We start from the raw sequence: 21,660 nt of genomic DNA, 5'->3' as shown, positions 1-21,660 counted from the left end.
TGTGGTATTGTGGCGTTTCTTCCTCCACTACTTGAACACGGAGAATATCGTGAGCAATAACAAAGGCCAGCTTTTGCAAGACCCCTTCCTGAACACCTTGCGTCGTGAGCATGTGCCGGTGTCCATCTACTTGGTCAACGGCATCAAGTTGCAAGGGCAGATCGAATCCTTCGACCAGTACGTCGTCCTGCTGCGCAATACCGTTACCCAGATGGTTTACAAGCATGCCATCTCCACCATCGTGCCGGGACGCGCGGTGAATTTCTCGGTTGGTCCCGAGAACGGTGACAGCGCCGCCTGACACCTGTTGCGCTTGGCTGAACCTTCCACCTACGCACCCGCATCTGGCCCGTCCGATGCGGGTGCGCGTGCATCCGGCTCGCCCGAAGCGGGGGCTATCTTGGTGGGCGTCGACTTCGGCGCGCCGCATTTCGATGGTGAGTTGGAGGAGTTGGGCCTGCTCGCCGAAACTGCGGGCTTGTCGCCCATGGGGCGCATCACCTGCAAGCGCAAGGCCCCCGACGCGGCGCTGTTCGTCGGCAGTGGCAAAGCCGAGGAAATCAAGTTGCTGGCCCAGCAGCTCGGCGCCAGCGAAATCCTGTTTGACCAAGCCCTGAGCCCGGCTCAGCAGCGCAATCTGGAGCGCGTGCTCGAACGACCGGTCAATGACCGTACCCTGCTGATCCTGGAGATCTTCGCGCAGCGCGCCCGCTCACATGAAGGCAAGTTGCAGGTTGAGCTGGCCCGCCTGCAGTACCTGAGCACGCGCCTGGTGCGACGCTGGTCTCACCTGGAACGGCAGACCGGTGGCCAGGGCTTGCGCGGTGGTCCGGGTGAAAAGCAGATCGAGCTCGACCGTCGCATGATCGCCGACGCGATCAAGCGCACCAAGGAGCGGCTGGTCAAGGTCAAGCGTCAGCGCCAGACCCAGCGCCGCCAGCGCGAAAGGCGCGACGCGTACAACATCTCGCTGGTGGGCTATACCAACGCGGGTAAATCCACGCTGTTCAACGCCCTGGTCAAGGCGCGCGCCTACGCCGCCGACCAACTGTTCGCTACCTTGGACACGACCACCCGCCAGCTCTATCTGGCCGCGGACGACGGCGCTTCGGCGGAGCAGACCGAGCTGAGTCCGGCCGTCGCTGCGGCCGGTCGCAGTGTTTCCCTTTCCGACACCGTCGGGTTCATCCGCGATCTGCCGCACGGTCTGATCGATGCGTTCCAGGCCACGCTGCAGGAGGCGGTGGACGCCGATCTGCTGCTGCACGTGGTGGACGCGGCCAACCCAAATTACCCCGAGCAGATCGCCGAAGTGCAACGGGTGTTGGCTGAAATCGGCGCGGACGGCATTCCACAGATCCTGGTGTTCAACAAGCTCGACGCCTTGGACGAGAGTCGCCGCCCGGCGGTCTTGCAGGATCGTTATGAGCTCGATGGCTTCGAGACGCCACGCGTGTTCGCGAGCGCGCGCAGTGGCGAAGGCCTGGTCGCCTTGCGCCAGTTGCTGTCCTCGCGTGTGCTGTCGCTGGCCCGGCAGGCTGAAGCCGAGCGCCTAGATGCCTTGGCCCGGGATCACGCGGTCCAAGAAGGTGCCTGACGGTGTTGCGCAAACGCGGCATGCCGGCTGCCTGCGCACATTTGTCGCCTCAATAGCCTGAGGACCTGTCCAGATATTGGTGCAAGCGCGCGGGGATTCGGCACAATGCATGCTTTGCGAGCGTTGATTCGTCGTGCCCTGCTCAGTCATGTAAGCCGACGTTCCGCGCAAAGCCAGAAGAGAGAGCACAAAGAATGAATTTTCCTGCACGTCCCGCTGCCGAGGTGATGAACGACCCGCAAGCGGAAGTGAATGCGCAACAAGCACGCGCTTCGCGCCGCGGCCCTTGGTGGTCCCGACTGCGCGGCATGTTCAATCTGAACGACCCGCGCTGGGGTCGCAGCGACGACACGTCTTCCTCGTCCTCGCAGCAGCCGTCCCAGGATGCCTCCGGCACGGGCTCCTCAGGTTCGGGCAATGAGCGTCCTGAATCTGATCCGCCCCAGCAGCCGGCCTCCGGTTCGCAGGGTTCGGCGGGTCGTGGTCGTCCGCAGGGCCCGAACCAGGGGCCGCCGGATCTGGACGAACTGTGGCGTGATTTCACCCGCAAGCTGTCCGGTTTGTTTGGCGGTGGCCAGGGGGGCGGGCGCAACAACCGGGGTGGTGGTTCCGGTGGCGGCAATGCCAAGAGCGCCGGCGTTGGCGTCGGCTTGATCGCCGCCATTGCCTTGCTCATCTGGCTGGGCACGGGCTTCTTCATCGTGCAGGAAGGTCAGCAGGCCGTGGTGACCCAGTTCGGGCGATACCACAGCACGGTGGGGGCCGGTTTCAACTGGCGCCTGCCTTATCCGATCCAGCGTCATGAACTGGTGTTCGTCACGCAGATCCGTTCCGTCGATGTCGGACGCGATGTGGTGATCCGTTCCACCGGCTTGCGTGAGTCGGCCATGCTGACCGAGGACGAGAACATCGTCGAGATCAAGTTTGCCGTCCAGTACCGTTTGAACGACGCGCGCGCCTATCTGTTTGAAAGTCGCGATCCGGCTGTCGCGGTGGTGCAGGCGGCCGAGACGGCCGTGCGCGAGGTGGTGGGCAAGATGAAGATGGATCTCGCCCTGTCGGAGGAGCGGGATCAGATCGCGCCGCGTCTGCGCGCGCTGATGCAGCAGATTCTGGACCGCTACAAGGTCGGCGTCGAGGTTGTCGGCATCAATCTGCAGCAGGGCGGCGTGCGGCCGCCGGAGCAGGTGCAGGCGGCTTTTGACGACGTCCTCAAGGCCGGGCAGGAGCGCGAGCGCCTGAAGAACGAGGCCCAAGCCTATGCCAATGATGTGGTGCCGCGTGCCGTGGGCACGGCCTCGCGCCTGAAGGAGGAGTCCGAAGCCTACAAGGCCCGCATCGTCGCGCAAGCCCAGGGTGATGCGCAACGCTTCCGCTCCGTGTTGGCCGAGTACCAGAAGGCACCCCAGGTCACGCGTGACCGCCTCTACCTGGAGACCATGCAGGAAATCTATGGCAATGTGACCAAGGTGCTGGTCGACAGCAAGCAGGGTGGCAATCTGCTGTATCTGCCGCTGGACAAGCTGCTGCAGCAGGGCGCCGATCCGGCAGCCTCCTTCTCGTCGCAGCCCTTGATGCAAGGCACCGCACCCACGGGTAATGCGGACAGCGCTTCGACTGGCGCACTGAATGACGCGCGTTCGCGGGCGAATCAGCGTTCGCGTGAGCGCGAAACGCGCTGAGTCCGGAAAGAACAAGGAAGAACAGACATGAACCGGCTTGGATTCATCATTTCGTCGCTGCTGGTGCTCCTGGCGCTGGCCAGCTCCATGCTTTTTGTCGTCGACCAGCGTCAGTTCGGCGTGCTCTACGCGCTGGGGCAGATCAAGGAAGTCATCACCGAACCGGGCTTGAACTTCAAGCTGCCGCCGCCTTTCCAGAACGTCAGCTACATCGACAAGCGCCTGCTCACGCTGGACAGCACCGATGCCGAGCCGATGCTGACTGCGGAAAAGCAACGGGTCGTGATCGACTGGTATGTGCGTTGGCGCATCACCGACCCGGGTGAGTACATCCGCAACGTGGGGGTGAACGAACAGGCGGGCGCCAGCCAGTTGAATCGCGTGATTCGCAACGCCTTCCAGGAGGAGATCAATCGGCGTACCGTGAGGGAGCTTCTGTCCACGAAACGCGAAGCGCTGATGACCGACGTGAAAGCCGAGGTTCTGGGCGCCGTGCGTGGCGAGAAGCCCTGGGGCATCGATGTCGTGGACGTACGCATCACGCGCGTCGACTACGTGGAGTCCATCACCGAATCCGTCTACCGCCGCATGGAGGCCGAACGCAAGCGCGTGGCCAATGAGCTTCGTTCCACCGGCGCGGCAGAGGGCGAGAAGATCCGCGCCGACGCCGATCGTCAACGCGAGGTGACGGTGGCCAACGCCTACCGTGACGCACAGAAGATCAAAGGGGAAGGCGATGCGGAGGCTTCCCGTGCCTATGCCGATGCCTTTGGCCGGGACCCGCAGTTCGCGCGCTTCTATCGCAGCCTCGAAGCCTACAAGTCCAGCTTTGCCAGCAAGAGCGACGTGATGGTGCTGGACCCCAACGGCTCCGAGTTTTTCCGCGTTTTCCGCGGGCAGGGCGCGCCGACGACCGCACCGGTCAAGTAATCAGGTCAGACAGGGCATGGCGCGTGGCGCCGTGCTCTGCGCTCAGCTTGTCATCGGCCTGATTTCTGGTCACCTGCGCACGACGGCTTCATATTCATGGACGCCCATACATTCTGGACCGCCTTGGCCCTGGTGCTCGTGGTGGAGGGACTGCTCCCTTTCCTCTCGCCCAGTGGTTGGCGGCGTATGTTCAGCCAGATGCTGCAGCTGAGCGATGGGCAGATCCGTTTTTTCGGTCTCTTCAGCATCGTGTTGGGCCTGATCGGCATCTGGGCGCTGGCCTGAGGCGGCGGGCAGTGTGCCCCGGCACGCTGCCCCGTTGGTGGCCCTGCCGGGTGGGGGATGCCTTGCCATATGAGGCGGGTAGAATCCCATTTTTAACAGCATCCCTGTTCCCATGTCCGCCTGGCTGCTGCCGGATCACATCGCTGACGTTCTGCCTTCCGAGGCGCGCCACATCGAGGAGCTTCGACGCGACTTGTTGGACACCGCGCGGGCCTATGGCTATGAACTGGTCATGCCGCCCCTGCTGGAGTACCTGACCTCCCTGCTGAGTGGCGCGAGTCAGGCGCTGAACCTTCAGACTTTCAAGCTCGTCGATCAGCTCTCGGGTCGATCCATGGGCCTGCGGGCCGACACCACGCCACAGGTGGCGCGCATCGACGCGCACCTGCTCAATCGCCGGGGCGTGGCGCGGTTGTGCTACTGCGGTCCGGTGGTGCACACCCGCCCTGCCAGCGCGCATGCCACGCGCGAACCCATGCAGTTCGGCGCGGAAATCTACGGCCATGCCGGCGCCGAGGCCGATCTCGAAATCCTTGAACTGGCATTGGACTGCCTGCAGTCCGCTCGCTTGCCCGCGCACACGCTGGATCTGGCGGATGCCCGCATCGTCAGCGCCTTGCTGGAAAGCGAAGGTGCGGTCCCGTTGGGCGCTGAGATCAAGGAAGAAATCCATGCCGCGCTGGCGACCAAGGACGTTCCAACCCTTTCGGGCTTGGTGCGTGGCCTGCCGGGTCTGTCGGTGGCGGCGCGCCAGGGCTTGCTGGCCCTGCCTGGCATGTATGGCGACGCCAAGGTGCTGGATGAAGCCGCCCGCGTGTTGCCCTCCTTACCTGCCGTGGGGCAGGCCTTGACGGGACTGCGTTGGCTGGCTCGCAATTTGGGCGAGGCTCGTGCGGGCGTGTCCGTCGGTTTTGATCTGGCCGATCTGCGCGGATACGGTTATTACAGTGGCATGCGTTTCGCGATCTACGCCGAAGGGGTGAGTGACGCGCTGTTGCGCGGCGGGCGTTACGACGAGGTGGGCGCAGTGTTTGGTCGCAAACGTCCCGCAGTGGGCTTCAGTCTTGATCTGAAGACGCTGGTAGGGGCCGTGCCGGCGCGTGCCTTGCGCGCTGCAATTCGTGCGCCTTGGCCGGGCGACGAACCGACGGCCAGCAGTTTGCGCGCTGCCATCGCGCGCTTGCGGACTCAGGGCGAGACCGTGGTCTGCGTGCTGCCAGGCCACGAGAGCGAGGTGGACGAATTCCACTGCGACCGCGAACTGGTCGAGAACGCGGGAGCCTGGGGGGTTCGCCCCATCGCATCCCAACTCCACACTGTCTGAAGCGACAAGCAGAGAAGCAAAGCATGAACACAAGCAAAGGACGCAACGTCGTCGTCGTGGGCACCCAATGGGGTGATGAGGGCAAAGGCAAGCTGGTGGACTGGCTGACCGAGAGCGCACAGGGCGTGGTGCGCTTTCAGGGCGGTCATAACGCGGGGCACACCCTGGTCATCAACGGGGTGAAGACCGCGCTGCACCTGATCCCCAGCGGCATCATGCGCGCGGGCGTGACCTGCTATATCGGCAACGGCGTGGTGCTGTCGGCGGCCAAGCTGTTCGAGGAAATCGAAGGCCTCGAAAAGGCGGGCGTGGAAGTACGTTCGCGCCTGCGCATCTCCGAGGCCTGCCCGCTCATCCTGCCTTTTCACGCGGCCCTGGATGTGGCGCGTGAGGCTGCGCGCGAGCAGGGCGGGGCTGAGAAGATCGGCACGACCGGCCGGGGTATCGGCCCAGCGTACGAGGACAAGATCGCGCGTCGCGCGCTGCGCGTGCAGGACCTGAAGTACCCCGAGCGCTTTGCCGTGAAACTCAAGGAACTGCTGGCCTTGCACAACCATGTGCTGTGCACCTACCTGGGCGCGCGGCAGTTTGCCTTCCCGGCCACGCTGTTGCCCTATATCCAGGACGGTCAGGTGCAGTTCGAGCCGGTGTATGCCGAAGCCATGCGCCATGCCGAACTGCTGCGTCCCATGATGGCCGATGTGTCGCGTGAACTGAACGAAGCGCACGACAAGGGCCAGAACCTGCTGTTCGAAGGCGCGCAAGGCACCTTGCTGGATGTCGACCACGGCACGTATCCCTACGTCACTTCCAGCAACTGCGTGGCTGGCAACGCGGCGGCGGGCGCGGGCGTGGGGCCGGGTCTGCTGCACTACATCCTGGGCATCACCAAGGCTTACTGCACGCGCGTCGGTGGCGGACCTTTCCCGACCGAACTTGAGTGGGAGGTGCCCGGCACGCCGGGGTACCACATGAGCACCGTGGGCGCCGAGAAGGGCGTGACCACGGGTCGTTCGCGCCGCTGCGGGTGGTTCGACGCGGCGCTGCTCAAGCGCAGCGCGCAGGTCAATGGCTTGTCGGGCCTGTGTCTGACCAAGCTGGATGTGCTGGACGGCCTGAAAGAGCTGAAGCTTTGCACCGGCTACGAACTGGACGGCGAGACCATCGACATCCTGCCCATGGGCGCGGAGGAGATCGCGCGTTGCAAGCCGATCTACGAAACGATGGCCGGCTGGAGCGACAGTACCGTGGGCGTTACCCGCTACGATGAGCTGCCCATCAACGCGCGGCTGTACCTGCAGCGCATCGAGCACGTGACGGGCGTGCCCATCCACCTGATTTCCACCAGTCCGGACCGCGATCACACAATCCTGATGCGTCATCCGTATCTGGCGTGATGCTTGCCTGCAGCTCCATTGAATCGAGGAACCCGCGACCATGTTGACCGAAGACGGCAAGCACCTGTACGTGAGCTATGTGGAATACCACGACCTGATCGAGAAATTGGCGATCCAGGTCCATCAGTCGGGCTGGCAGTTCGATACCATCCTGTGCCTGGCGCGGGGTGGCATGCGGCCCGGTGACATTCTGTCGCGCATCTTCGAAAAACCCCTGGCCATCATGTCCACCAGCTCTTACCGCGCCAACGCCGGCATGACGCAAGGGCACCTGGACATCGCGAAGTACATCACCACGCCGCAGGGCGAGATCGCGGGGCGGGTGCTCTTGGTGGACGATCTGGCTGATTCCGGTCACACGCTGGAAGCAGTGGTGCGCATGCTGCGGGACCGCTATAGCCCCATCACCGAACTGCGCAGCGCAGTCATCTGGACCAAGGCACGCTCCACCTTCCAGGCCGACTACTCGGTCGAGTTCTTGCCCACCGACCCGTGGATCCACCAGCCCTTCGAGGGCTACGACAAGATGCGCCCGAGCGAGCTGCTGGCGAAGTGGAAAGTCTGAGCCTGAGCAGGTGGCGTTCAGTGACGCGGCTCCAGCATTACCGTGGATGTTCGGCTAAATCCTGAGATGAGCGCATGCGCGCAAGCATGTTCGCATGCGCTCCATCCAGCTTTTGTTGCAGCATCTGGGGTGTGAAAGGCTTCAAGAGCAAGCCGCTCACGCCAAGCTGAATCGCTTGCATCACCAGCTTCTTGTCGGTTTCGGACGTGACAAAGAAAAAGGGCAGGTTGGACAGGCTCGGCGTGCCGCGCACCTTCTTGAGCAGACCCAGGCTGTCTGGGGTGGCATTGTTCCAGTCCGCGATGATGATCTGAAAGGGCTGCTTGTCGGCCTGCTCCTTTTCGATGAGTTGCCAAGCCTGCGTGTTGCTGTTGGCCACCGTCACCTGTTCATAACCCAGCGTGTGCAGACTGCCCCTGATGACTTGGCGCATCGTGGTCACGTCGCCGATGAGCAGTATTTTGGTCTCTTTGGGAAACATGAGCCGATGATGTCACGAGTCATGCGGCGAGGCCGAAACAAAAAGACTGGCAATGTTTCAGGACGTATACGCGTGAGGCAACCGCGCGTCAGTCGCTGAGAGTTGCTGCGCTCATCCGAGCAGCACATGGGCTGCGGTGTTGACCAGTGCACCACCCAAGAGCAGCCAGCCGAACAGCAGGGCTGCCAGCAGCAGTGGCTTGCCGCCCGCGCGACGGACGGCGCTGGCGTGGGTGCTCAGTCCCAGCGCGGCCATGGCGGTGGCCAGCAGCAGATTACCGAGCCAGAGCAGCGCTTGCAGCAGGGCGGGTGGCAGCCATGGCCAGGCCAAGTCCAGCGAGCGCAGGCCGGCCAGGAGGACGAACCCGAGGGCAAACCAGGGCAGCATTGCAACGGCGGCCGGTCTGTTGCCCCGCTCGGCTGTTTCGCGCCGAGCCATCATCCACGACAGCCCGAGCAGGAAAGGCGCGAGCATGAGCACGCGCATCATCTTGGCGATCACGGCGCTCTTGGCGGCTTCCGGTCCGATCGCATTGCCCACGGCCGCCACTTGCGCCACTTCGTGTACCGTGGAGCCGGTGTAGATACCGAAGGTCCAGGCCCCGACGCCGGGCACGTCCAGCTGGCGCAGCAGCGCATACAGCGCCGGATAGAGCAACATGGCCAGTGTGCCGAACACCACGACGGTCGCCACGGCGACGGCGACCTTGTCAGGGGGGGCTTTGAGGACCGGTTCCGTGGCCAGTACCGCGGCCGCCCCACAAATGGAACTTCCCGCGCCGATCAGCATGGCGGTCTGGCTGTCCAGCCCCAGCCAGCGCCGCCCCAGCCACATGGCCAGTGCGAAGGTGGAGAGCAGTACCCCCGCGTCGGCCAGCGCGCCCACCCAGCCCACGGCGGCGATGTCCTGGAAGGACAGCCGCAGGCCAAAGAGGATGATGCCCAGGCGCAAGAGCTTTTGCTTGCTCCAGTCCACGCCGTGCCCGACGTGGCGATGCAGCACGGGGTAGACGGTGTGACCCAGCACGAGACCGAGGGCGATGGCCAGCGTCAATGCTGAGAGGCCCAGCTTCTGCGCCCAAGGCTGTCCGGCCAGGCACATCGCCAGCGCCGCGATCAGCAGGGCGAAGGCCAGGCCGGGGAGGATCGGTGAAAAGGGGGCCAGGCACCGCAGCACCAGCGATGTGGCCGGGAGTCGGGATGTGGGAACCGGGTGAACCATGCCGCCGACGATAAAGGCGGTCTCCTGAAAAGGGAAACGCATAATAATTCTCTGTTTGATCGGTATTACTTATTTATCTACCGGGTTGCTACCCAGTCAGGACTTTCTCCATGGCGGTGCGATTCACCTTGCGCGAACTGGACGTGTTTTGCGCCATAGCCCGGCAGGAAAACGTGCACCGGGCGGCCGAGGCCCTGGCTCTGACCCAGTCCGCGGCCAGCCAGGCTCTGGCCCGTTTGGAGCAGGCCCTGGGCCAGGCTTTGTTCGACCGCCATGGCCGACGGCTTGTGCTGAATGAAAACGGCCGCTTGCTGCTGCCGCGCGCCCAGGCGCTGTTGGACCAGGCCGAGGACCTGCAGGGCCTGCTGGTTGCCGGGACCGAGGGGGAAGGCGCGCCTTTTTCGCTCCACATCGCCGCCAGCACCACCATCGCCAACTACTTGGTGCCCGCTCAGCTTGCGGCCCTGCGTCGCGTGCATCCGCAGGCGCGGGTGGCCTTGACCGTGGGCAACACTGGCGAAGTGGTGGCCGCCGTGGCGGCGCTGGAGGTCGATTTCGGCCTCATCGAAGGTCCCAGCCACCATCCGGAGTTGCACATCGAACCCTGGCGCGAGGACGACCTCATCGTCTTCGCAGCCGCCACGCACCCGCTGGCCCTCGGGCCCTGTTCGCTGCAGGGGTTGGCCGATGCGCCCTGGCTGCTGCGCGAGGCAGGCAGTGGCACACGCGAGGAAGTCGAACGCAGCCTGCTGCCCTTGCTTGGGCGCATGAACGTGGACATGGAACTCGGGGATTCCGAAGCCATCAAGCGAGCCGTCGCCGCCGGCCTGGGCGTGAGCTGCCTGTCCAGCAGCGTGATCGCGGATTTGTTGGCACAGGGCGCCGTGGTGGCCTTGACCGGTCGCGTGCCGGGTTTGCCGCCGCTCAAACGCATGCTGCATTGCATCCGCCACCGGGACCGCGCCCTCACGCGGGGCACGGTGCGTTTCCTGGAGATCGCCGCGGCGAGCTAGCCGCTACCATCGGCACATGCACCCCCAAGATCCGTCCCCAGACCTTTCCACCCAGCTCATCCACCATCCCTACCGGCCGCCCGAGGACTTCGCCGCGCCGCAGGCCGGTGTGTTCAAGGCCTCCACGGTGTTCTTTCCCAACGCGGCCGCCATGCGCAACCGGGAGTGGAAGCATAAGACGGGCTACACCTATGGCTTGCATGGCACGCCGACCAGCTACCTGCTGGAGGAGCGCCTGGCCACGCTGGAAGGCGGCCTGCAGACCCTGCTGGCGCCGAGCGGCCTGGCGGCGATCGCCCTGGTGAGCCTGTCCCTGCTCGGGCAGGGTGACGAGGTGCTGCTGCCGGACAACGTTTACGGCCCCAGCAAGGCTCTGGCAGCAGGTGAGTTGAAGGCCTGGGGCATCACCCACCAGTTCTACGACCCCATGGACCCGGGTGATCTCGCGCGGCGTCTCACGGACCGGACCCGGCTGGTCTGGCTGGAGGCCGCGGGCTCGGTGACGCTGGAGTTTCCCGACCTGCCCGAACTGCTGCGTGTGTGCCGCGCCGTGCCGAACCTGGTCGTGGCCCTGGACAACACCTGGGGCGCAGGCCTGGCCTTCAACGCCTTCGACATGGCCCCGGGGCGGGGCGTGGACCTCTCCGTCCACGCGCTGACCAAATACCCCAGTGGTGGTGGTGACGTGCTGATGGGCTCGGTCATCACCCGCGACGAGGCCCTGCACCTGCGCCTGAAGGACACGCACATGCGCCTGGGCCTGGGCGTGGGCATGAACGACGTGGAGGCCGTGCTGCGTGGCCTGCCCAGCCTGGCCCTGCGCTACGCTGCCCACGACCGGGCGGCGCGAGAGCTGGCTCGCTGGTGCCTGGATCGACCGGAGTTCTCGCAGGTGCTGCATCCCGCTCTGGAGGGGGCGCCCGGACACGCGCACTGGAAGGCGCTCTGCGGCGGCAAAACCAGCGTGGCGGATGCGGGGCAGTTGCCGGGCAAGGCGGCAGGCCTGTTCAGTGTGATGTTCGATACCCCTTATGGCAGTGCCCAAGTGGACGCCTTTTGCGACGCCCTGCGCCTCTTCAAGCTCGGCTATTCCTGGGGCGGGCCGGTCAGCTTGGTGGTGCCCTACGAACTGGACGGCATGCGCGAGCGCTGGCCCGCGTACCTGGAACGGGGCACCTTGGTGCGTTTCTCGGTCGGCCTGGAGGCGGTGGAAGACCTGCAGGCGGATCTGGCGCAGGCGCTGAACTGTCTGGCCTGAGCCGCTCTTGCCTTCAGGGCTTCGAACGAACAAGGCGCGACGGACTGGGTTTTCCTCAGTCGACAGGGCAGGGGTGGTCCCACTAGGCTTGTCCCCATGCCAGACCAAGAGCCGCTTGAAACCCACCGCAATCCCCCCGCGAGTCCCGATGCCCAGGTTCCTCCGCCGTCCCCGGGCTCTGGTCCGGGCCCTCGGCGGGAAATCGTGCCGTTGTCGTTCGCGGATCCCTTGCGCTGGCTCGCGCGCGGTTGGCGCGACATGGGGTCGGCCATGGGCATCGCGCTCTTTTACGGGTTTTGTTTCTGGGGCATGGCGCTGAGCTTGAGCACGGTGTTCCTGCATCTGCCGGTCTACACCATGTCCCTGGTCTCGGGCTGCCTGCTGGTCGGGCCCTTCCTGGCCATGGGCCTGTACGACGTCAGCCGCCAGCGCGAGCAGGGCCGCACGACCGATCTCGCGAATTCCCTGACCTGCTGGGACCGGCACATCGGCAGCATGGGGTTGCTGGTGCTCGTGCTGCTCTTGCTGGAACTGCTCTGGGGGCGCGCCTCGCTGGTGGTCTTCGCTGTGTTCTTCACCACTGGCATGCCCTCCACGGCCGGGGTGCTGCAGGCCGTGTTCAACCCCGAGAACTGGGCCTTTGTGGCGGTCTATGCGGCCGTGGGCGGTGTTTTCGCCGGTTTGGTCTTCGCCACCTCGGTGGTCTCCATTCCCATGATCCTGGACCGCGATACCGATGCCATCTCGGCCTCAATCACCAGCCTGCAGGTCTTCTTCGGCAACCTGCCTGTCATGCTGTTCTGGGGCGCACTGATCACCGTCCTGGTGGTGTTGGCCTTCATTCCCTGGGGCCTGGGTCTGTTGGTCATCGGGCCCTGGCTGGGGCATGCCAGCTGGCATGCCTACCGGGGTTCCGTGCGTTGGCTGGATTGAAAATACCCGGCGTGCCGCACGCTTCCCGCTCCAGGGGGCGCACCCGCGGACCCGGCAAGGCAGGGGCGGGGCTCGGTCCCACTGCTTGGGGTTGTCGCGTGTGCGCCGGTTTCCGGCGTGCCTCGGGCGGGTTGCCATGCCAGAATCGCCGCCATGCCTGATGCCTTTCTGAGCTGTCACCACCTTGTCAAACGCTATGGCGAGAGCACCGTCGTCCAGGACCTGAGCTTCGAGATCCGCCCCGGCGAATGCCTGGGGGTGATCGGTCCCAATGGGGCGGGCAAGACCACGACCCTGCGCATGTGCCTGGGCCTAAGCGCGCCGGACAGTGGCCATGTGCAGGCCTTTGGCCTGCGCATGCCGGACGACGCCCACGCCATCAAGGCGCAGCTGGGCGTGGTGACGCAGTACGACTCGCTCGACCCGGATTTCTCCTGCGCCGAGAATCTGCTGGTCTTCGGGCGTTACTTCGGCATCACGACCGCGGTGATGCGGGCGCGCATCCCGGCCTTGCTCGACTTCGCGGCGCTGAGGCACAAGGCCACCGCCAAGCCGGGGCAGCTCTCGGGCGGTATGCGGCGGCGTCTCAGCCTGGCTCGGGCGCTGGTCAATGACCCGCGCCTGCTGATGCTGGACGAACCCACCACGGGCCTGGACCCGCAGGCGCGCCATTTGATGTGGGAGCGTTTGCAGCAGCTCCTGCAGCAGGGCAAGTCCATCTTGCTGACCACGCACTTCATGGACGAGGCCGAGCGGCTCTGTGACCGGCTGCTGGTCATCGACCATGGCCGCAAGATCGCCGAAGGCAAACCCCGTGAGCTGATCGCCGCGCACCTGGAGCCCGAGGTTGTCGAGGTCTATGGCGTGAATGGCGACGGCCAGGCACAGGCCTTGGCGCACGGGGAGGCCCATGTGCCCCTGCGCGCCTTGGCCAGCCGGGTCGAGGTCAGCGGAGAGACGGTCTTTTTCTACACGCAGGACGCCGCGCCGCTGCTGCAGGCGCTGGCCCATGCACCTGGCCTGCGCAGCCTGCACCGGCCAGCCAATCTGGAGGACCTGTTCCTCAAGCTCACCGGCCGCCAGATCCGGGAGGAGGGATGATGAAGACCAACCTGCACCCTGCCGAGCAGCGAGCCGCTTTCCTCCCCCCGGCGCTGCGCTGGTGGCCCGTCTTCCTGCGCAACCTGCTGGTCTGGCGCAAGCTGGCCCTGCCCAGTCTGGTGGGCAATGTGGCCGAACCTCTGATTACCCTCGTGGCCTTCGGCTACGGCCTGGGTGCCCTGATCGGTACCGTGCCCTGGGGCGGTTCGGGACAGGCTGTGCCTTACCTGGTGTTCCTGGCCAGCGGTTCGATTTGCATGAGCGCCATCAATGCGGCCACCTTCGAGGCCATGTTCTCGGCCTTCTCGCGCATGCATGTGCAGAAGACCTGGGAGAGCATCATGAACGCGCCGATCGACCTGCGCGACGTGTTGCGGGCTGAAATGCTGTGGGCCGCCTTCAAGGCCCTGTTCTCCGCCACGGTCATCCTGGTCGTGATGGCGGCGCTGGACATCAGCCGCAGCCCCATGCTGCTGCTGGCCTGGCCCGTGCTGCTGGTGGCGGGCGTGGTCTTCAGCAGCATCGCCCTGATCGTGAATGCCTTGGCCAAGGGCTACGACTTCTTCACCTACTACTTCACTCTGGTGCTCACGCCCATGACCTTTCTCTCGGGCGTGTTCTTCCCGCGCGAGAACCTGCCTGGCTGGTTGCATGCGGTGTCCGAGTGCCTGCCCCTGACGCATGTGGTGGAACTGGTGCGCCCGCTGTTCCTGGGCCATTGGCCGGCGCAGCCCTGGCTGCACTTGGCGGTGCTGGCCATCTATGGTTGGGTGGCCTGGCGGATCGCCTTGGCCTTGACGCGCAGGCGGTTCAGAAGCTGATCGGGAACTGAACAGGGGCGACGCAGCGCGAGGGCTGTGCTTGTCTGCGCGGCGCGGAATTCAGCCCGTCGCGAGCATCTGCCGCGCCAGCGCCTGCATGGCGGCCAGGGATCTGTCACGCGGATGCAGTTCCGGCGCGTCCGCGAAACGCGCGAAGTGGCGCAGGCTGGACTGCTCGTAGCCGGGGTCGTAGTGCGTGCGCAGCAGGTCGCGCACCACCTCCTGCAGCTGGCCGGTCTGAACCAGGTGGTGCCAGTGCGCCACGGTTTTTTTGCCCCGCAGCTCGGTCAGCGCGTCCAGCCGGGCGCAGAAGTCCGCAGCGTCCTGGGCGTAATGCGGGTAATCTTCCAGCAGCAGGGCCACGCGCTCGTCCTCGGGCAGCTGCAGGTGCAGGCAGTGCGCGGCGCGCATGGCGACCATGAGCGCGTCCGGCACGGCCACGTTGCCGACCTTCTTGCTTTCGCTCTCGACATAAACGGGCCGCGACGGGTCGAAACGGCGCAGCGCGTTCCAGATCTGCGTGTCGAAGGCCTTCTGGGTGGGTTGGGACTGACCGGGCAGGGCGCCGAGCACCGAACTGCGGTGGCGCGCCAGCGCTTCCAGATCCAGTGTCTGGGCGCCGGCCTCGTGCAGGGCGTGCAGCAGCCGCGTCTTGCCCGAACCCGTCGCGCCGCAGATCACGCGCCAGTCCAGGCTGTTTGCCAGCCGTGGGAGGTCGGCCAGCAAGGCGTTGCGAAAGGCCTTGTAGCCCCCGTCGATGCGGGTGACGTAAAAGCCGATCTCGCTCAGGATCAGCGCCAGCGAGCCGCTGCGCTTGCCGCCACGCCAGCAATAGACCAGCGGCTTCCAGTCCTTGGGCTTGTCCAGCACCTCGCGTTCGATGTGAGCGGCAATGTTGCGCGCCGCGATCATGGCGCCACGCTTGCGGGCCTCGAAGGGATTGCTCCGGTGCAGCAGGCCCACCTCATGCCGCTCGGCGTCGTTCAGCGTGGGCCAGCTCAGCGCGCCGGGCAGATGGTCTTCGCCGTATTCGGCTTCGCTGCGGGCGTCCAGCAAGGCGTCGAACCCGTCGAGGCGCCGCAGTGCGTCTTCCGCGGACAAGGTCTGTTGCATGGTGCGCGCGGATTCAGAGCAGCTTTTTCAGCTCGGGCCAGACATTGCCCAGCATGATGGGGTGGGCCTCGGCGGTTGGGTGGATGCGGTCGGCCTGGAACAGCCGGGTCGGGTCCGGGGCGTCGGCCACGCCCCGCAGGAAGAAGGGCACGAGGCCGGTCTTCTCGGCTCGTGACACCTCGGTATAAAGCGCGGCGAACCGGCGGGCGTAGTCAGCGCCGTAGTTGGGCGGCATCTGCATGCCGACCAGCAGCACGTGCGCGCCGGCCTGTCGGGCCTGCTGTGCCATCCATGCAAGATTGGCGCGAGTGGCATCCAGCGCAAGCCCTCGCAATGCGTCATTGCCACCCAGCTCGATCACCACCACGCGGGGTTGGTGCTGCTTGAGCAGCGCGGGCAGGCGTGAGCGTCCGCCGAAGGTTGTGTCGCCACTGATGCTGGCGTTGACCACGCGCAGGCTTGGCTTCTCGGTGGCGAGTTTCTTCTCGAGCAGGGCCACCCAGCCGCTGCCCCGTGCCAGGCCGTATTCCGCGCTCAGCGAGTCACCGACGACCAGCACCGTCGTACCTTGCGCGGCCGATGGTTCCTGTGTTTTGGCTTGCGCATGCAGTTGCGGGTGAAATGCCCCCATGAAACCGCCCAGCAGCAGGGCCGCGATACAGTAGCGGCGCGCCGTCAGCTGACCGGTCTTCCAAAAATGCCAAGCAGAAAAATCCCACATGTCTGAATCCGCACATCCTGTTGATTCCAATCCCGTCATCGCCGTGGACCACATCGTCAAGTCCGTCAGCGATTCGACCGGCCAGCTCGATATTCTGCGTGATATCCACTTCAGCGTGGCGCCGCGCCAGACCCTCGCACTTGTGGGTGCTTCCGGGTCGGGCAAGAGCACACTGTTGTCCATCATCGCGGGCCTGGACACACCCAGCAGTGGCACGGTGCGTCTGGCGGGGGAAGATCTTTTTGCCTTGAACGAGGACGAGCGGGCCGCGCTGCGCGCGCGCAAGCTGGGTTTCGTGTTCCAGAGCTTCCAGTTGCTGGCGCACCTGAGCGCGCTGGAAAACGTGATGCTTCCGCTGGAGCTCGCGGGCCGCAAGGATGCGCGCAAGACGGCCGCCGAGATGCTGGCGCGCGTGGGTCTGGGCGCGCGCCTGAACCACTACCCCAAGCTCCTGTCGGGCGGCGAGCAGCAGCGCGTCGCGTTGGCGCGCGCTTTCGTCGTGCAGCCGGCCGTGCTGTTGGCCGACGAGCCCACCGGTAGCCTGGACTACGCCACCGGCGAGAAGGTGATGGAGCTGATGTTCGAACTCAACCGCGAGCAAGGCACGACCCTGGTGCTGGTCACGCACGACAAGGGCATCGCGGCACGCTGCGAGCGACGCATCACCATCGACGCCGGGCGTGCCAGTGAATCTCTCTGAGCCGGCTTGAATCGCTGAGCCGAGGTAAGGGACGGCGCGGGTCTGGGGCCCGCGCCGTTTTGTATTCAGGGGGAGGCGGGCCTCGTGCCGAGGCGCTGCACTTCCAGCACGTGAACCGGTTTTGCCCGGTTGCCCCACTGACTGCGGATGTAGCTCAACAGATCGGCCACTTCGCCGTCATTGAGCTCCAGCAGGAAGGGTGGCATGCCGAAAGGGCGCGGATGGGCTGCGGTGGCGGGGCCGAAGCCGCCCAGGCGCACCATCTGCACCAGATTGGCTGGCGAGTCCAGCAGCACGGCGCGGTTACCGGCCAGTGGGGGATAGGCCATCGCGCCATCGGCCGTGTACTTGCCCTCACCCTGCTGGCCATGGCATTGCGCGCAGAGTGCTTGATAACGCCGCTGGCTGGCCAGGCGCGGGTCGCTGGCGGGCGCGGCGGCGCGAGGCTGTACGACCTGGGTTGCCGTGGATCGTGCGGGCTGCACGGGTAATTGGCGCAGGTACGCTGCCAGTGACCTCAGATCATCCGCCTGCCAGTGCTGCGTGCTTTGCTGAACGACCTCGCCCATGGGGCCACTCATGCTGGCGCCGCGCACATGGCCGTCGCGAAACAGCGCCACGATTTTTTCCACGTCCCACTCCTGCAGTCCGCCTTCGGATGGGTCCAGCAGCGAGGGCGCGTACCAGTTCTGCATGGGGATCAAACCACCGGCCAGGCTCAGCAGATCACCCCCGCCCAGCGTGTTGCGCGGGGCATGGCAGGCGGCGCAATGGCCGAAGCCTTGAACCAGATAAGCACCGCGCAGTACCTCGGCCGACCTGTTTGGCGCGCCCCGCGCCTGGGCTGTGTCTTGCGGCGCTGGCGTGAAGTACAAGGCACGCCATGCCTTGAGCGCGAACTGTGTGTTGTAGGGCCAGCGCATGGCGGGCGGTGGCGCCTGTGTTTCTGCCGGCGGCAGGCTGCGCAGGTAGGCGTACAGCGTGTCGCTGTCGGGCCGTGTGATCCAGGTCGTGTTGTTGTAAGGGAAAGCTGGGCTGAGCCAGCGGCCGTCGCGCGACTGGCCGTGGTGCAGTGCGCGCCAGAAATCATCGGCGCTCCAAGCACCCAGTCCGTTCGCGCCGGGTGTGAGGTTGCCTCCATGGATCGTGCCGAAGGGGGTGACGATGCCCGGGCCACCCGCGAAAGCCGGGCTGCCGCGCGTGGTGTGGCAGGCCTGGCAATTGCCCAGCACAGCCAGGTAACGGCCGCGTTCGATGGTGGCCTTGTCGTCCATGTCGAGCGGCTTGGCTGATGCTTCCACGGTGATGAGTCGGGCGGGCCAGGCCAGCCAAGTGATCAGCGCCAAGGCGGTCGCAAGCAACAGTAGTGCAATCCGCCGCACAAATTTCAATGCCATGTGATTTTCCATCGATGACGATTCATGTCTTGCGTTGCCCTGTTGGCATGTCAATGCACGCTGCCACAGGCCAGTGGCGAGCGTGCAGGGGACGCCGTGGCGGCCCGCGCAGGCACCGGCACGGGTCGCGTGGCGAGCCAGGCACTGACGGCGGCCACGTCATCGGGCGCGAGCGCCAGGGCGATGTCGGCCATGCAATCGGGCGCTTGCGCCTTGCGCTGACCGTTGCGCCAGGCCCCCAGCTGGGCGTTGAGGTAGTCGCGCGGCAGGCCGAGCAGGCCGGGCGTGGCGGGCAGCACACCCGTGAGCGCCGCGCCATGGCAGGTGGCGCAGGCCGGCAGCTGGCGCGTGGCGTCGCCTCGCAGGGCGAGTTGTTCACCCCGTTGCAGCGTTTGCGCCGAGGCGATGACGCGTGCGGGCGCGGGGTAGGGCAGTTCGAGCGCGGCGAAATGCTCGGCGATTTCCAGCAGGTAGCCGTCGTTCAGTGGCGCCAGCAGTTGGGTCATCAACTGGTAGTTGCGCCGACCTTCACGGAAATTGCGCAACTGGTTGTAGAGGTAGCCCACCGGTTTGCCCGCCAGTCGCGGGTAATAACCGTCGGGTGCGGCTCGGCCCTGTTCGCCATGGCAGGCGGTACAGGCCTGCATGCGCTGGGCCATGTTGTCCTGGAAGTCGTGGCGCTGTTGCGCTGCCACGCTGCAAGCTGTGCTTAGCAGGAGCGCGACCCATAGCGCAAGCCTGGGCCAGGGACGGGTGCGTGGACTTCTTTGTTCTGGCATGGCGTGATGCTCCCCTTTCTTGATCTGATGCACAAGTTTCAGATTTATTCAAAAAAGACCGGAGCAGATAAGATGCCTGCTCCAGGAAAAACCATGGCCCGCAGCGATTCCACGCCTCCTGATTCCCACCGTGATCAGCACCTGTACCAGCAGTTGGCTGACGACATCGCCGAGGGTATCCATGCCGGCCTGCTGCGTCCCGGCGAACGCCTGCCTTCGGTGCGCCGAACCTGCGCGCAGCGTGGCCTGAGCCCGGCCACCGTGTTCCAGGCCTATGCCCAGCTGGAGTCGCAGGGACTGGTCGAGGCGCGGCCCCGCTCTGGATTTTTCGTGCGGATCGCGCGCCGGGCGCCGCGTTCCTCCCCCCAGGCGGCGCAGCCCCGCGACGAAGCCACGCCGGTGGCGATCAGCGAACTGGTGTACGAATTGCTGGGTTCCACGCGCGACGCCGATGTGACACCGTTGGGGTCGGCCTTTCCCGCCGCCCATCTGTTTCCTTTCGAGGCCCTTGCGCGCAGCGGCGCGCGGGCCATGCGCCGCCTGCCCGCCGCGCGCATCACGGGCGCGCTCACCGCAGGCGACGAGGGCCTGCGGCAGCTGCTGCGGCGCCGCTACGCGCTGCAAGGCACGTCGCTGGCCGAGGAGGAACTCATCGTCACCAACGGTGCGATGGAGGCGCTCAACCTCTGTCTGCAGGCCGTGACCCGGCCCGGCGATGTGGTGGTGATCGAGTCGCCCGCCTTCTATGCCGCCTTGCAGGCGCTGGAACGCCTGAACCTGAAGGCGGTCGAGGTGGCGACCGATCCACGCGAGGGCGTGGACCTGGACGCGCTGGCGGCCTTGCTGGCACGCCAGCCCCGCAGCCGGCAAGTCGCGGCTTGTTGGTTCATGCCCAATTTCCAGAACCCGTTGGGCGCGCTGATGCCGCCCGCGCGCAAGCAGGCCTTGGTGGAATTGCTGGCTCACCACCGCGTCCCCCTGATCGAGGACGATGTGTATGGCGAGCTGCATGCCGGCGCGCGCCGTCCGCCACCGGCCAAGGCCTACGACCGCGAGGGCGGCGTGCTGCACTGTTCTTCCTTCTCCAAATGCCTGGCGCCAGGTTACCGCGTGGGTTGGGCCGCGGCGGGTCGCTACGCGCCGGTGGTCGAGCGGCTCAAGATGTCCACCACGCTGGCCACGGCCCTGCCGCCCCAACTGGCGCTGGCCGACTACCTCGCTCAGGGCAGCTACGACCGGCACTTGCGCCGCTTGCGCGAGGCACTGGCCAGCCAGCGGCAACACGCGCTGAGCCTGATCGAACGCCACTTTCCGAGCGGAACGCGCGTCACACGCCCTCAGGGCGGCTACTTTCTCTGGCTGGAGCTGCCGTCCCTCGTGGACACACTCGAACTGCACCGCCGCGCCAAGGTGCACCACATCAGCACCGCCCCCGGCCTGCTGTTTTCGGCCGACCGGCGCTTCACGCACCACCTGCGGCTCAACGTGGGGCATCCGGATGATCCACGCGTGGACGCGGCCTTGCGCCTGCTGGGCGAACTGGCGCATGAGCTTCTTCGGGGGAAGCTCAGGCCTGAGTCGATAATCGCGCCATGTCGTCTCCCAAAATCCTGTATGGCTTCCACGCCGTGGGCGTGCGCCTCAAGACCGCACCCGCGTCCATTCTTGAAATTTATTACGATGCCTCGCGCCGAGACGCGCGCATGCGGCAGTTCATCGTGCGGGCCCAGGAGGCCGGCGTGCGTTTGATCGAAGCGGACGGCCTGCGCCTGTCCAAGCTGGCCAACAGCCATGGGCATCAGGGCGTGGCGGCACGGGTCCAGCCCATCGAGCTGGCGCGTAGCCTGGATGACCTGTTGGACAGCCTGGTGGGGCCGCCTTTGCTGTTGGTGCTCGATGGCGTGACCGACCCGCACAATCTCGGCGCCTGCTTGCGCGTGGCCGATGGCGCGGGTGCGCATGCCGTGATCGCACCGAAAGACCACGCTGTGGGTTTGAACGCCACGGTGGCCAAGGTCGCCAGCGGGGCGGCCGAGACCATGCCTTATTTCATGGTGACCAACCTCGCACGCACCCTCGGCGAGCTGAAGGAGCGCGATATCTGGTGCATCGGTACCAGCGACGATGCGCCGCAGACCTTGTATCAGTCCGATCTCAAGGGGCCGACGGCGCTGGTACTGGGCGCCGAAGGCGAAGGCATGCGTCAGCTCACGCGCAAGACTTGCGATGCGCTGGTCAGCATTCCGATGAAAGGTGGGGTGGAGAGCCTGAATGTGTCCGTGGCCAGCGGGGTGTGCCTGTACGAGGCCCTGCGTCAGCGCGGCGGCTGAAGCTGAAACGAC

22 protein-coding genes are annotated in these 21,660 nt (G+C 65.7%); 16 read left to right on the top strand and 6 right to left on the bottom strand.

The window, feature by feature from the left end; translation table 11 throughout:
- Positions 1-31: 31 nt before the first annotated feature.
- The 8 genes from hfq to DW355_RS13340 all read left to right on the top strand — a co-directional run bounded on the left by hfq (position 32) and on the right by DW355_RS13340 (position 7,780).
- Positions 32-301, top strand: coding sequence for an RNA chaperone Hfq (hfq, locus tag DW355_RS13375; protein ID WP_131280767.1), 270 nt, complete (start codon positions 32-34; stop codon positions 299-301).
- A gap of 96 nt (positions 302-397) precedes the next feature.
- On the top strand, positions 398-1,597 hold the full coding sequence (gene hflX / locus DW355_RS13370; protein ID WP_131282721.1) for a GTPase HflX: 1,200 nt from the start codon (positions 398-400) through the stop codon (positions 1,595-1,597).
- 194 nt (positions 1,598-1,791) lie between these two features.
- A complete protein-coding gene (hflK, locus tag DW355_RS13365) occupies positions 1,792-3,279 on the top strand; it encodes an FtsH protease activity modulator HflK (protein ID WP_431733175.1) in 1,488 nt (495 codons plus the stop codon).
- A 27-nt stretch (positions 3,280-3,306) separates the two neighbouring features.
- Entirely contained in the window at positions 3,307-4,209 is a 903-nt protein-coding gene (hflC, locus tag DW355_RS13360) for a protease modulator HflC (RefSeq protein ID WP_131280765.1), read from the top strand.
- Between the two features lie 96 nt (positions 4,210-4,305).
- Positions 4,306-4,494: a DUF2065 domain-containing protein gene (locus DW355_RS13355; RefSeq protein ID WP_131280763.1), complete on the top strand. Its 189-nt coding sequence runs from the start codon at positions 4,306-4,308 to the stop codon at positions 4,492-4,494.
- Between the two features lie 112 nt (positions 4,495-4,606).
- Positions 4,607-5,818 (top strand): ATP phosphoribosyltransferase regulatory subunit, encoded by a 1,212-nt coding sequence (locus DW355_RS13350; protein ID WP_131280761.1) that lies wholly within the window; start codon positions 4,607-4,609, stop codon positions 5,816-5,818.
- Between the two features lie 23 nt (positions 5,819-5,841).
- Entirely contained in the window at positions 5,842-7,215 is a 1,374-nt protein-coding gene (locus tag DW355_RS13345) for an adenylosuccinate synthase (protein WP_131280759.1), read from the top strand.
- A gap of 40 nt (positions 7,216-7,255) precedes the next feature.
- A complete protein-coding gene (locus tag DW355_RS13340; RefSeq protein WP_131280757.1) occupies positions 7,256-7,780 on the top strand; it encodes a phosphoribosyltransferase in 525 nt (174 codons plus the stop codon).
- Between the two features lie 37 nt (positions 7,781-7,817).
- Here the strand turns inward: DW355_RS13340 and DW355_RS13335 are convergent, their stop codons facing one another.
- On the bottom strand, positions 7,818-8,261 hold the full coding sequence (locus DW355_RS13335) for a response regulator (RefSeq protein ID WP_131280755.1): 444 nt from the start codon (positions 8,259-8,261) through the stop codon (positions 7,818-7,820).
- Between the two features lie 111 nt (positions 8,262-8,372).
- Positions 8,373-9,524, bottom strand: coding sequence for a putative sulfate exporter family transporter (locus tag DW355_RS13330; protein WP_242671158.1), 1,152 nt, complete (start codon positions 9,522-9,524; stop codon positions 8,373-8,375).
- A 68-nt stretch (positions 9,525-9,592) separates the two neighbouring features.
- Between DW355_RS13330 and DW355_RS13325 the strand changes: the two genes are divergently transcribed.
- From DW355_RS13325 to DW355_RS13305, 5 genes are all read left to right on the top strand, one after another.
- Positions 9,593-10,495, top strand: coding sequence for a LysR family transcriptional regulator (locus DW355_RS13325; protein WP_131280753.1), 903 nt, complete (start codon positions 9,593-9,595; stop codon positions 10,493-10,495).
- Between the two features lie 16 nt (positions 10,496-10,511).
- Positions 10,512-11,753, top strand: coding sequence for a PLP-dependent transferase (locus tag DW355_RS13320; RefSeq protein ID WP_131280751.1), 1,242 nt, complete (start codon positions 10,512-10,514; stop codon positions 11,751-11,753).
- A gap of 96 nt (positions 11,754-11,849) precedes the next feature.
- Positions 11,850-12,686: a DUF2189 domain-containing protein gene (locus tag DW355_RS13315; protein ID WP_131280749.1), complete on the top strand. Its 837-nt coding sequence runs from the start codon at positions 11,850-11,852 to the stop codon at positions 12,684-12,686.
- Between the two features lie 153 nt (positions 12,687-12,839).
- Complete coding sequence (locus tag DW355_RS13310; protein ID WP_131280747.1) at positions 12,840-13,787, top strand: ATP-binding cassette domain-containing protein; 948 nt, start codon at positions 12,840-12,842, stop codon at positions 13,785-13,787.
- Entirely contained in the window at positions 13,784-14,608 is an 825-nt protein-coding gene (locus tag DW355_RS13305) for an ABC transporter permease (RefSeq protein ID WP_431733174.1), read from the top strand. Before DW355_RS13310 ends, DW355_RS13305 begins: the two co-directional genes overlap by 4 nt.
- Before the next feature lie 60 nt (positions 14,609-14,668).
- On the opposite strand, the gene mnmH is transcribed toward DW355_RS13305, so the two are convergent.
- Both mnmH and DW355_RS13295 read right to left on the bottom strand, forming a co-directional pair.
- The gene (mnmH, locus tag DW355_RS13300) at positions 14,669-15,721 is read right to left on the bottom strand and encodes a tRNA 2-selenouridine(34) synthase MnmH (RefSeq protein ID WP_131280743.1); all 1,053 of its coding nucleotides are present in this window, start codon (positions 15,719-15,721) and stop codon (positions 14,669-14,671) included.
- 13 nt (positions 15,722-15,734) lie between these two features.
- Positions 15,735-16,442 (bottom strand): arylesterase, encoded by a 708-nt coding sequence (locus DW355_RS13295; RefSeq protein WP_131280741.1) that lies wholly within the window; start codon positions 16,440-16,442, stop codon positions 15,735-15,737.
- Here DW355_RS13295 and DW355_RS13290 point away from each other — a divergent pair.
- Positions 16,441-17,142 carry an ABC transporter ATP-binding protein gene (locus tag DW355_RS13290; RefSeq protein WP_131280740.1) on the top strand — a complete coding sequence of 234 codons (702 nt, stop codon included), beginning with the start codon at positions 16,441-16,443 and terminating at the stop codon, positions 17,140-17,142. The two genes, DW355_RS13295 and DW355_RS13290, sit on opposite strands and share 2 nt — an antisense overlap.
- Positions 17,143-17,207: 65 nt before the next feature.
- Here DW355_RS13290 and DW355_RS13285 read toward each other — a convergent pair whose 3' ends face one another.
- Both DW355_RS13285 and DW355_RS13280 read right to left on the bottom strand, forming a co-directional pair.
- The gene (locus tag DW355_RS13285; RefSeq protein WP_207388026.1) at positions 17,208-18,539 is read right to left on the bottom strand and encodes a c-type cytochrome; all 1,332 of its coding nucleotides are present in this window, start codon (positions 18,537-18,539) and stop codon (positions 17,208-17,210) included.
- Between the two features lie 50 nt (positions 18,540-18,589).
- A complete protein-coding gene (locus tag DW355_RS13280) occupies positions 18,590-19,234 on the bottom strand; it encodes a c-type cytochrome (protein WP_431733173.1) in 645 nt (214 codons plus the stop codon).
- 177 nt (positions 19,235-19,411) lie between these two features.
- On the opposite strand from DW355_RS13280, the gene DW355_RS13275 reads away from it, so the two are divergent.
- Together DW355_RS13275 and rlmB are read left to right on the top strand one after the other, a co-directional pair.
- Positions 19,412-21,067: a PLP-dependent aminotransferase family protein gene (locus tag DW355_RS13275; protein WP_242671157.1), complete on the top strand. Its 1,656-nt coding sequence runs from the start codon at positions 19,412-19,414 to the stop codon at positions 21,065-21,067.
- Entirely contained in the window at positions 20,953-21,648 is a 696-nt protein-coding gene (rlmB, locus tag DW355_RS13270; RefSeq protein ID WP_242671383.1) for a 23S rRNA (guanosine(2251)-2'-O)-methyltransferase RlmB, read from the top strand. Before DW355_RS13275 ends, rlmB begins: the two co-directional genes overlap by 115 nt.
- The last annotated feature ends 12 nt before the right edge of the window (positions 21,649-21,660 follow it).

This window comes from Hylemonella gracilis, assembly GCF_004328645.1.
Lineage (GTDB): Bacteria > Pseudomonadota > Gammaproteobacteria > Burkholderiales > Burkholderiaceae_C > Hylemonella > Hylemonella gracilis_B.
Note: the sequence above shows the minus strand (reverse complement) of the source record. Positions and strands in the feature narration are given on the sequence as shown.

Bases quoted from the DNA above. Each gene is read 5' to 3' on its own strand.
- hflK (WP_431733175.1), top strand. From the start codon at position 1,792: ATGAATTTTCCTGCACGTCCCGCTGCCGAGGTGATGAACGACCCGCAA.
- hflC (WP_131280765.1), top strand. From the start codon at position 3,307: ATGAACCGGCTTGGATTCATCATTTCGTCGCTGCTGGTGCTCCTGGCG.
- DW355_RS13355 (WP_131280763.1), top strand. From the start codon at position 4,306: ATGGACGCCCATACATTCTGGACCGCCTTGGCCCTGGTGCTCGTGGTG.
- DW355_RS13350 (WP_131280761.1), top strand. From the start codon at position 4,607: ATGTCCGCCTGGCTGCTGCCGGATCACATCGCTGACGTTCTGCCTTCC.
- DW355_RS13345 (WP_131280759.1), top strand. From the start codon at position 5,842: ATGAACACAAGCAAAGGACGCAACGTCGTCGTCGTGGGCACCCAATGG.
- DW355_RS13340 (WP_131280757.1), top strand. From the start codon at position 7,256: ATGTTGACCGAAGACGGCAAGCACCTGTACGTGAGCTATGTGGAATAC.
- DW355_RS13335 (WP_131280755.1), bottom strand. From the start codon at position 8,261: ATGTTTCCCAAAGAGACCAAAATACTGCTCATCGGCGACGTGACCACG.
- DW355_RS13330 (WP_242671158.1), bottom strand. From the start codon at position 9,524: ATGCGTTTCCCTTTTCAGGAGACCGCCTTTATCGTCGGCGGCATGGTT.
- DW355_RS13325 (WP_131280753.1), top strand. From the start codon at position 9,593: ATGGCGGTGCGATTCACCTTGCGCGAACTGGACGTGTTTTGCGCCATA.
- DW355_RS13320 (WP_131280751.1), top strand. From the start codon at position 10,512: ATGCACCCCCAAGATCCGTCCCCAGACCTTTCCACCCAGCTCATCCAC.
- DW355_RS13315 (WP_131280749.1), top strand. From the start codon at position 11,850: ATGCCAGACCAAGAGCCGCTTGAAACCCACCGCAATCCCCCCGCGAGT.
- DW355_RS13310 (WP_131280747.1), top strand. From the start codon at position 12,840: ATGCCTGATGCCTTTCTGAGCTGTCACCACCTTGTCAAACGCTATGGC.
- DW355_RS13305 (WP_431733174.1), top strand. From the start codon at position 13,784: ATGATGAAGACCAACCTGCACCCTGCCGAGCAGCGAGCCGCTTTCCTC.
- mnmH (WP_131280743.1), bottom strand. From the start codon at position 15,721: ATGCAACAGACCTTGTCCGCGGAAGACGCACTGCGGCGCCTCGACGGG.
- DW355_RS13290 (WP_131280740.1), top strand. From the start codon at position 16,441: ATGTCTGAATCCGCACATCCTGTTGATTCCAATCCCGTCATCGCCGTG.
- DW355_RS13295 (WP_131280741.1), bottom strand. From the start codon at position 16,442: ATGTGGGATTTTTCTGCTTGGCATTTTTGGAAGACCGGTCAGCTGACG.
- DW355_RS13285 (WP_207388026.1), bottom strand. From the start codon at position 18,539: ATGGCATTGAAATTTGTGCGGCGGATTGCACTACTGTTGCTTGCGACC.
- DW355_RS13275 (WP_242671157.1), top strand. From the start codon at position 19,412: ATGGCCCGCAGCGATTCCACGCCTCCTGATTCCCACCGTGATCAGCAC.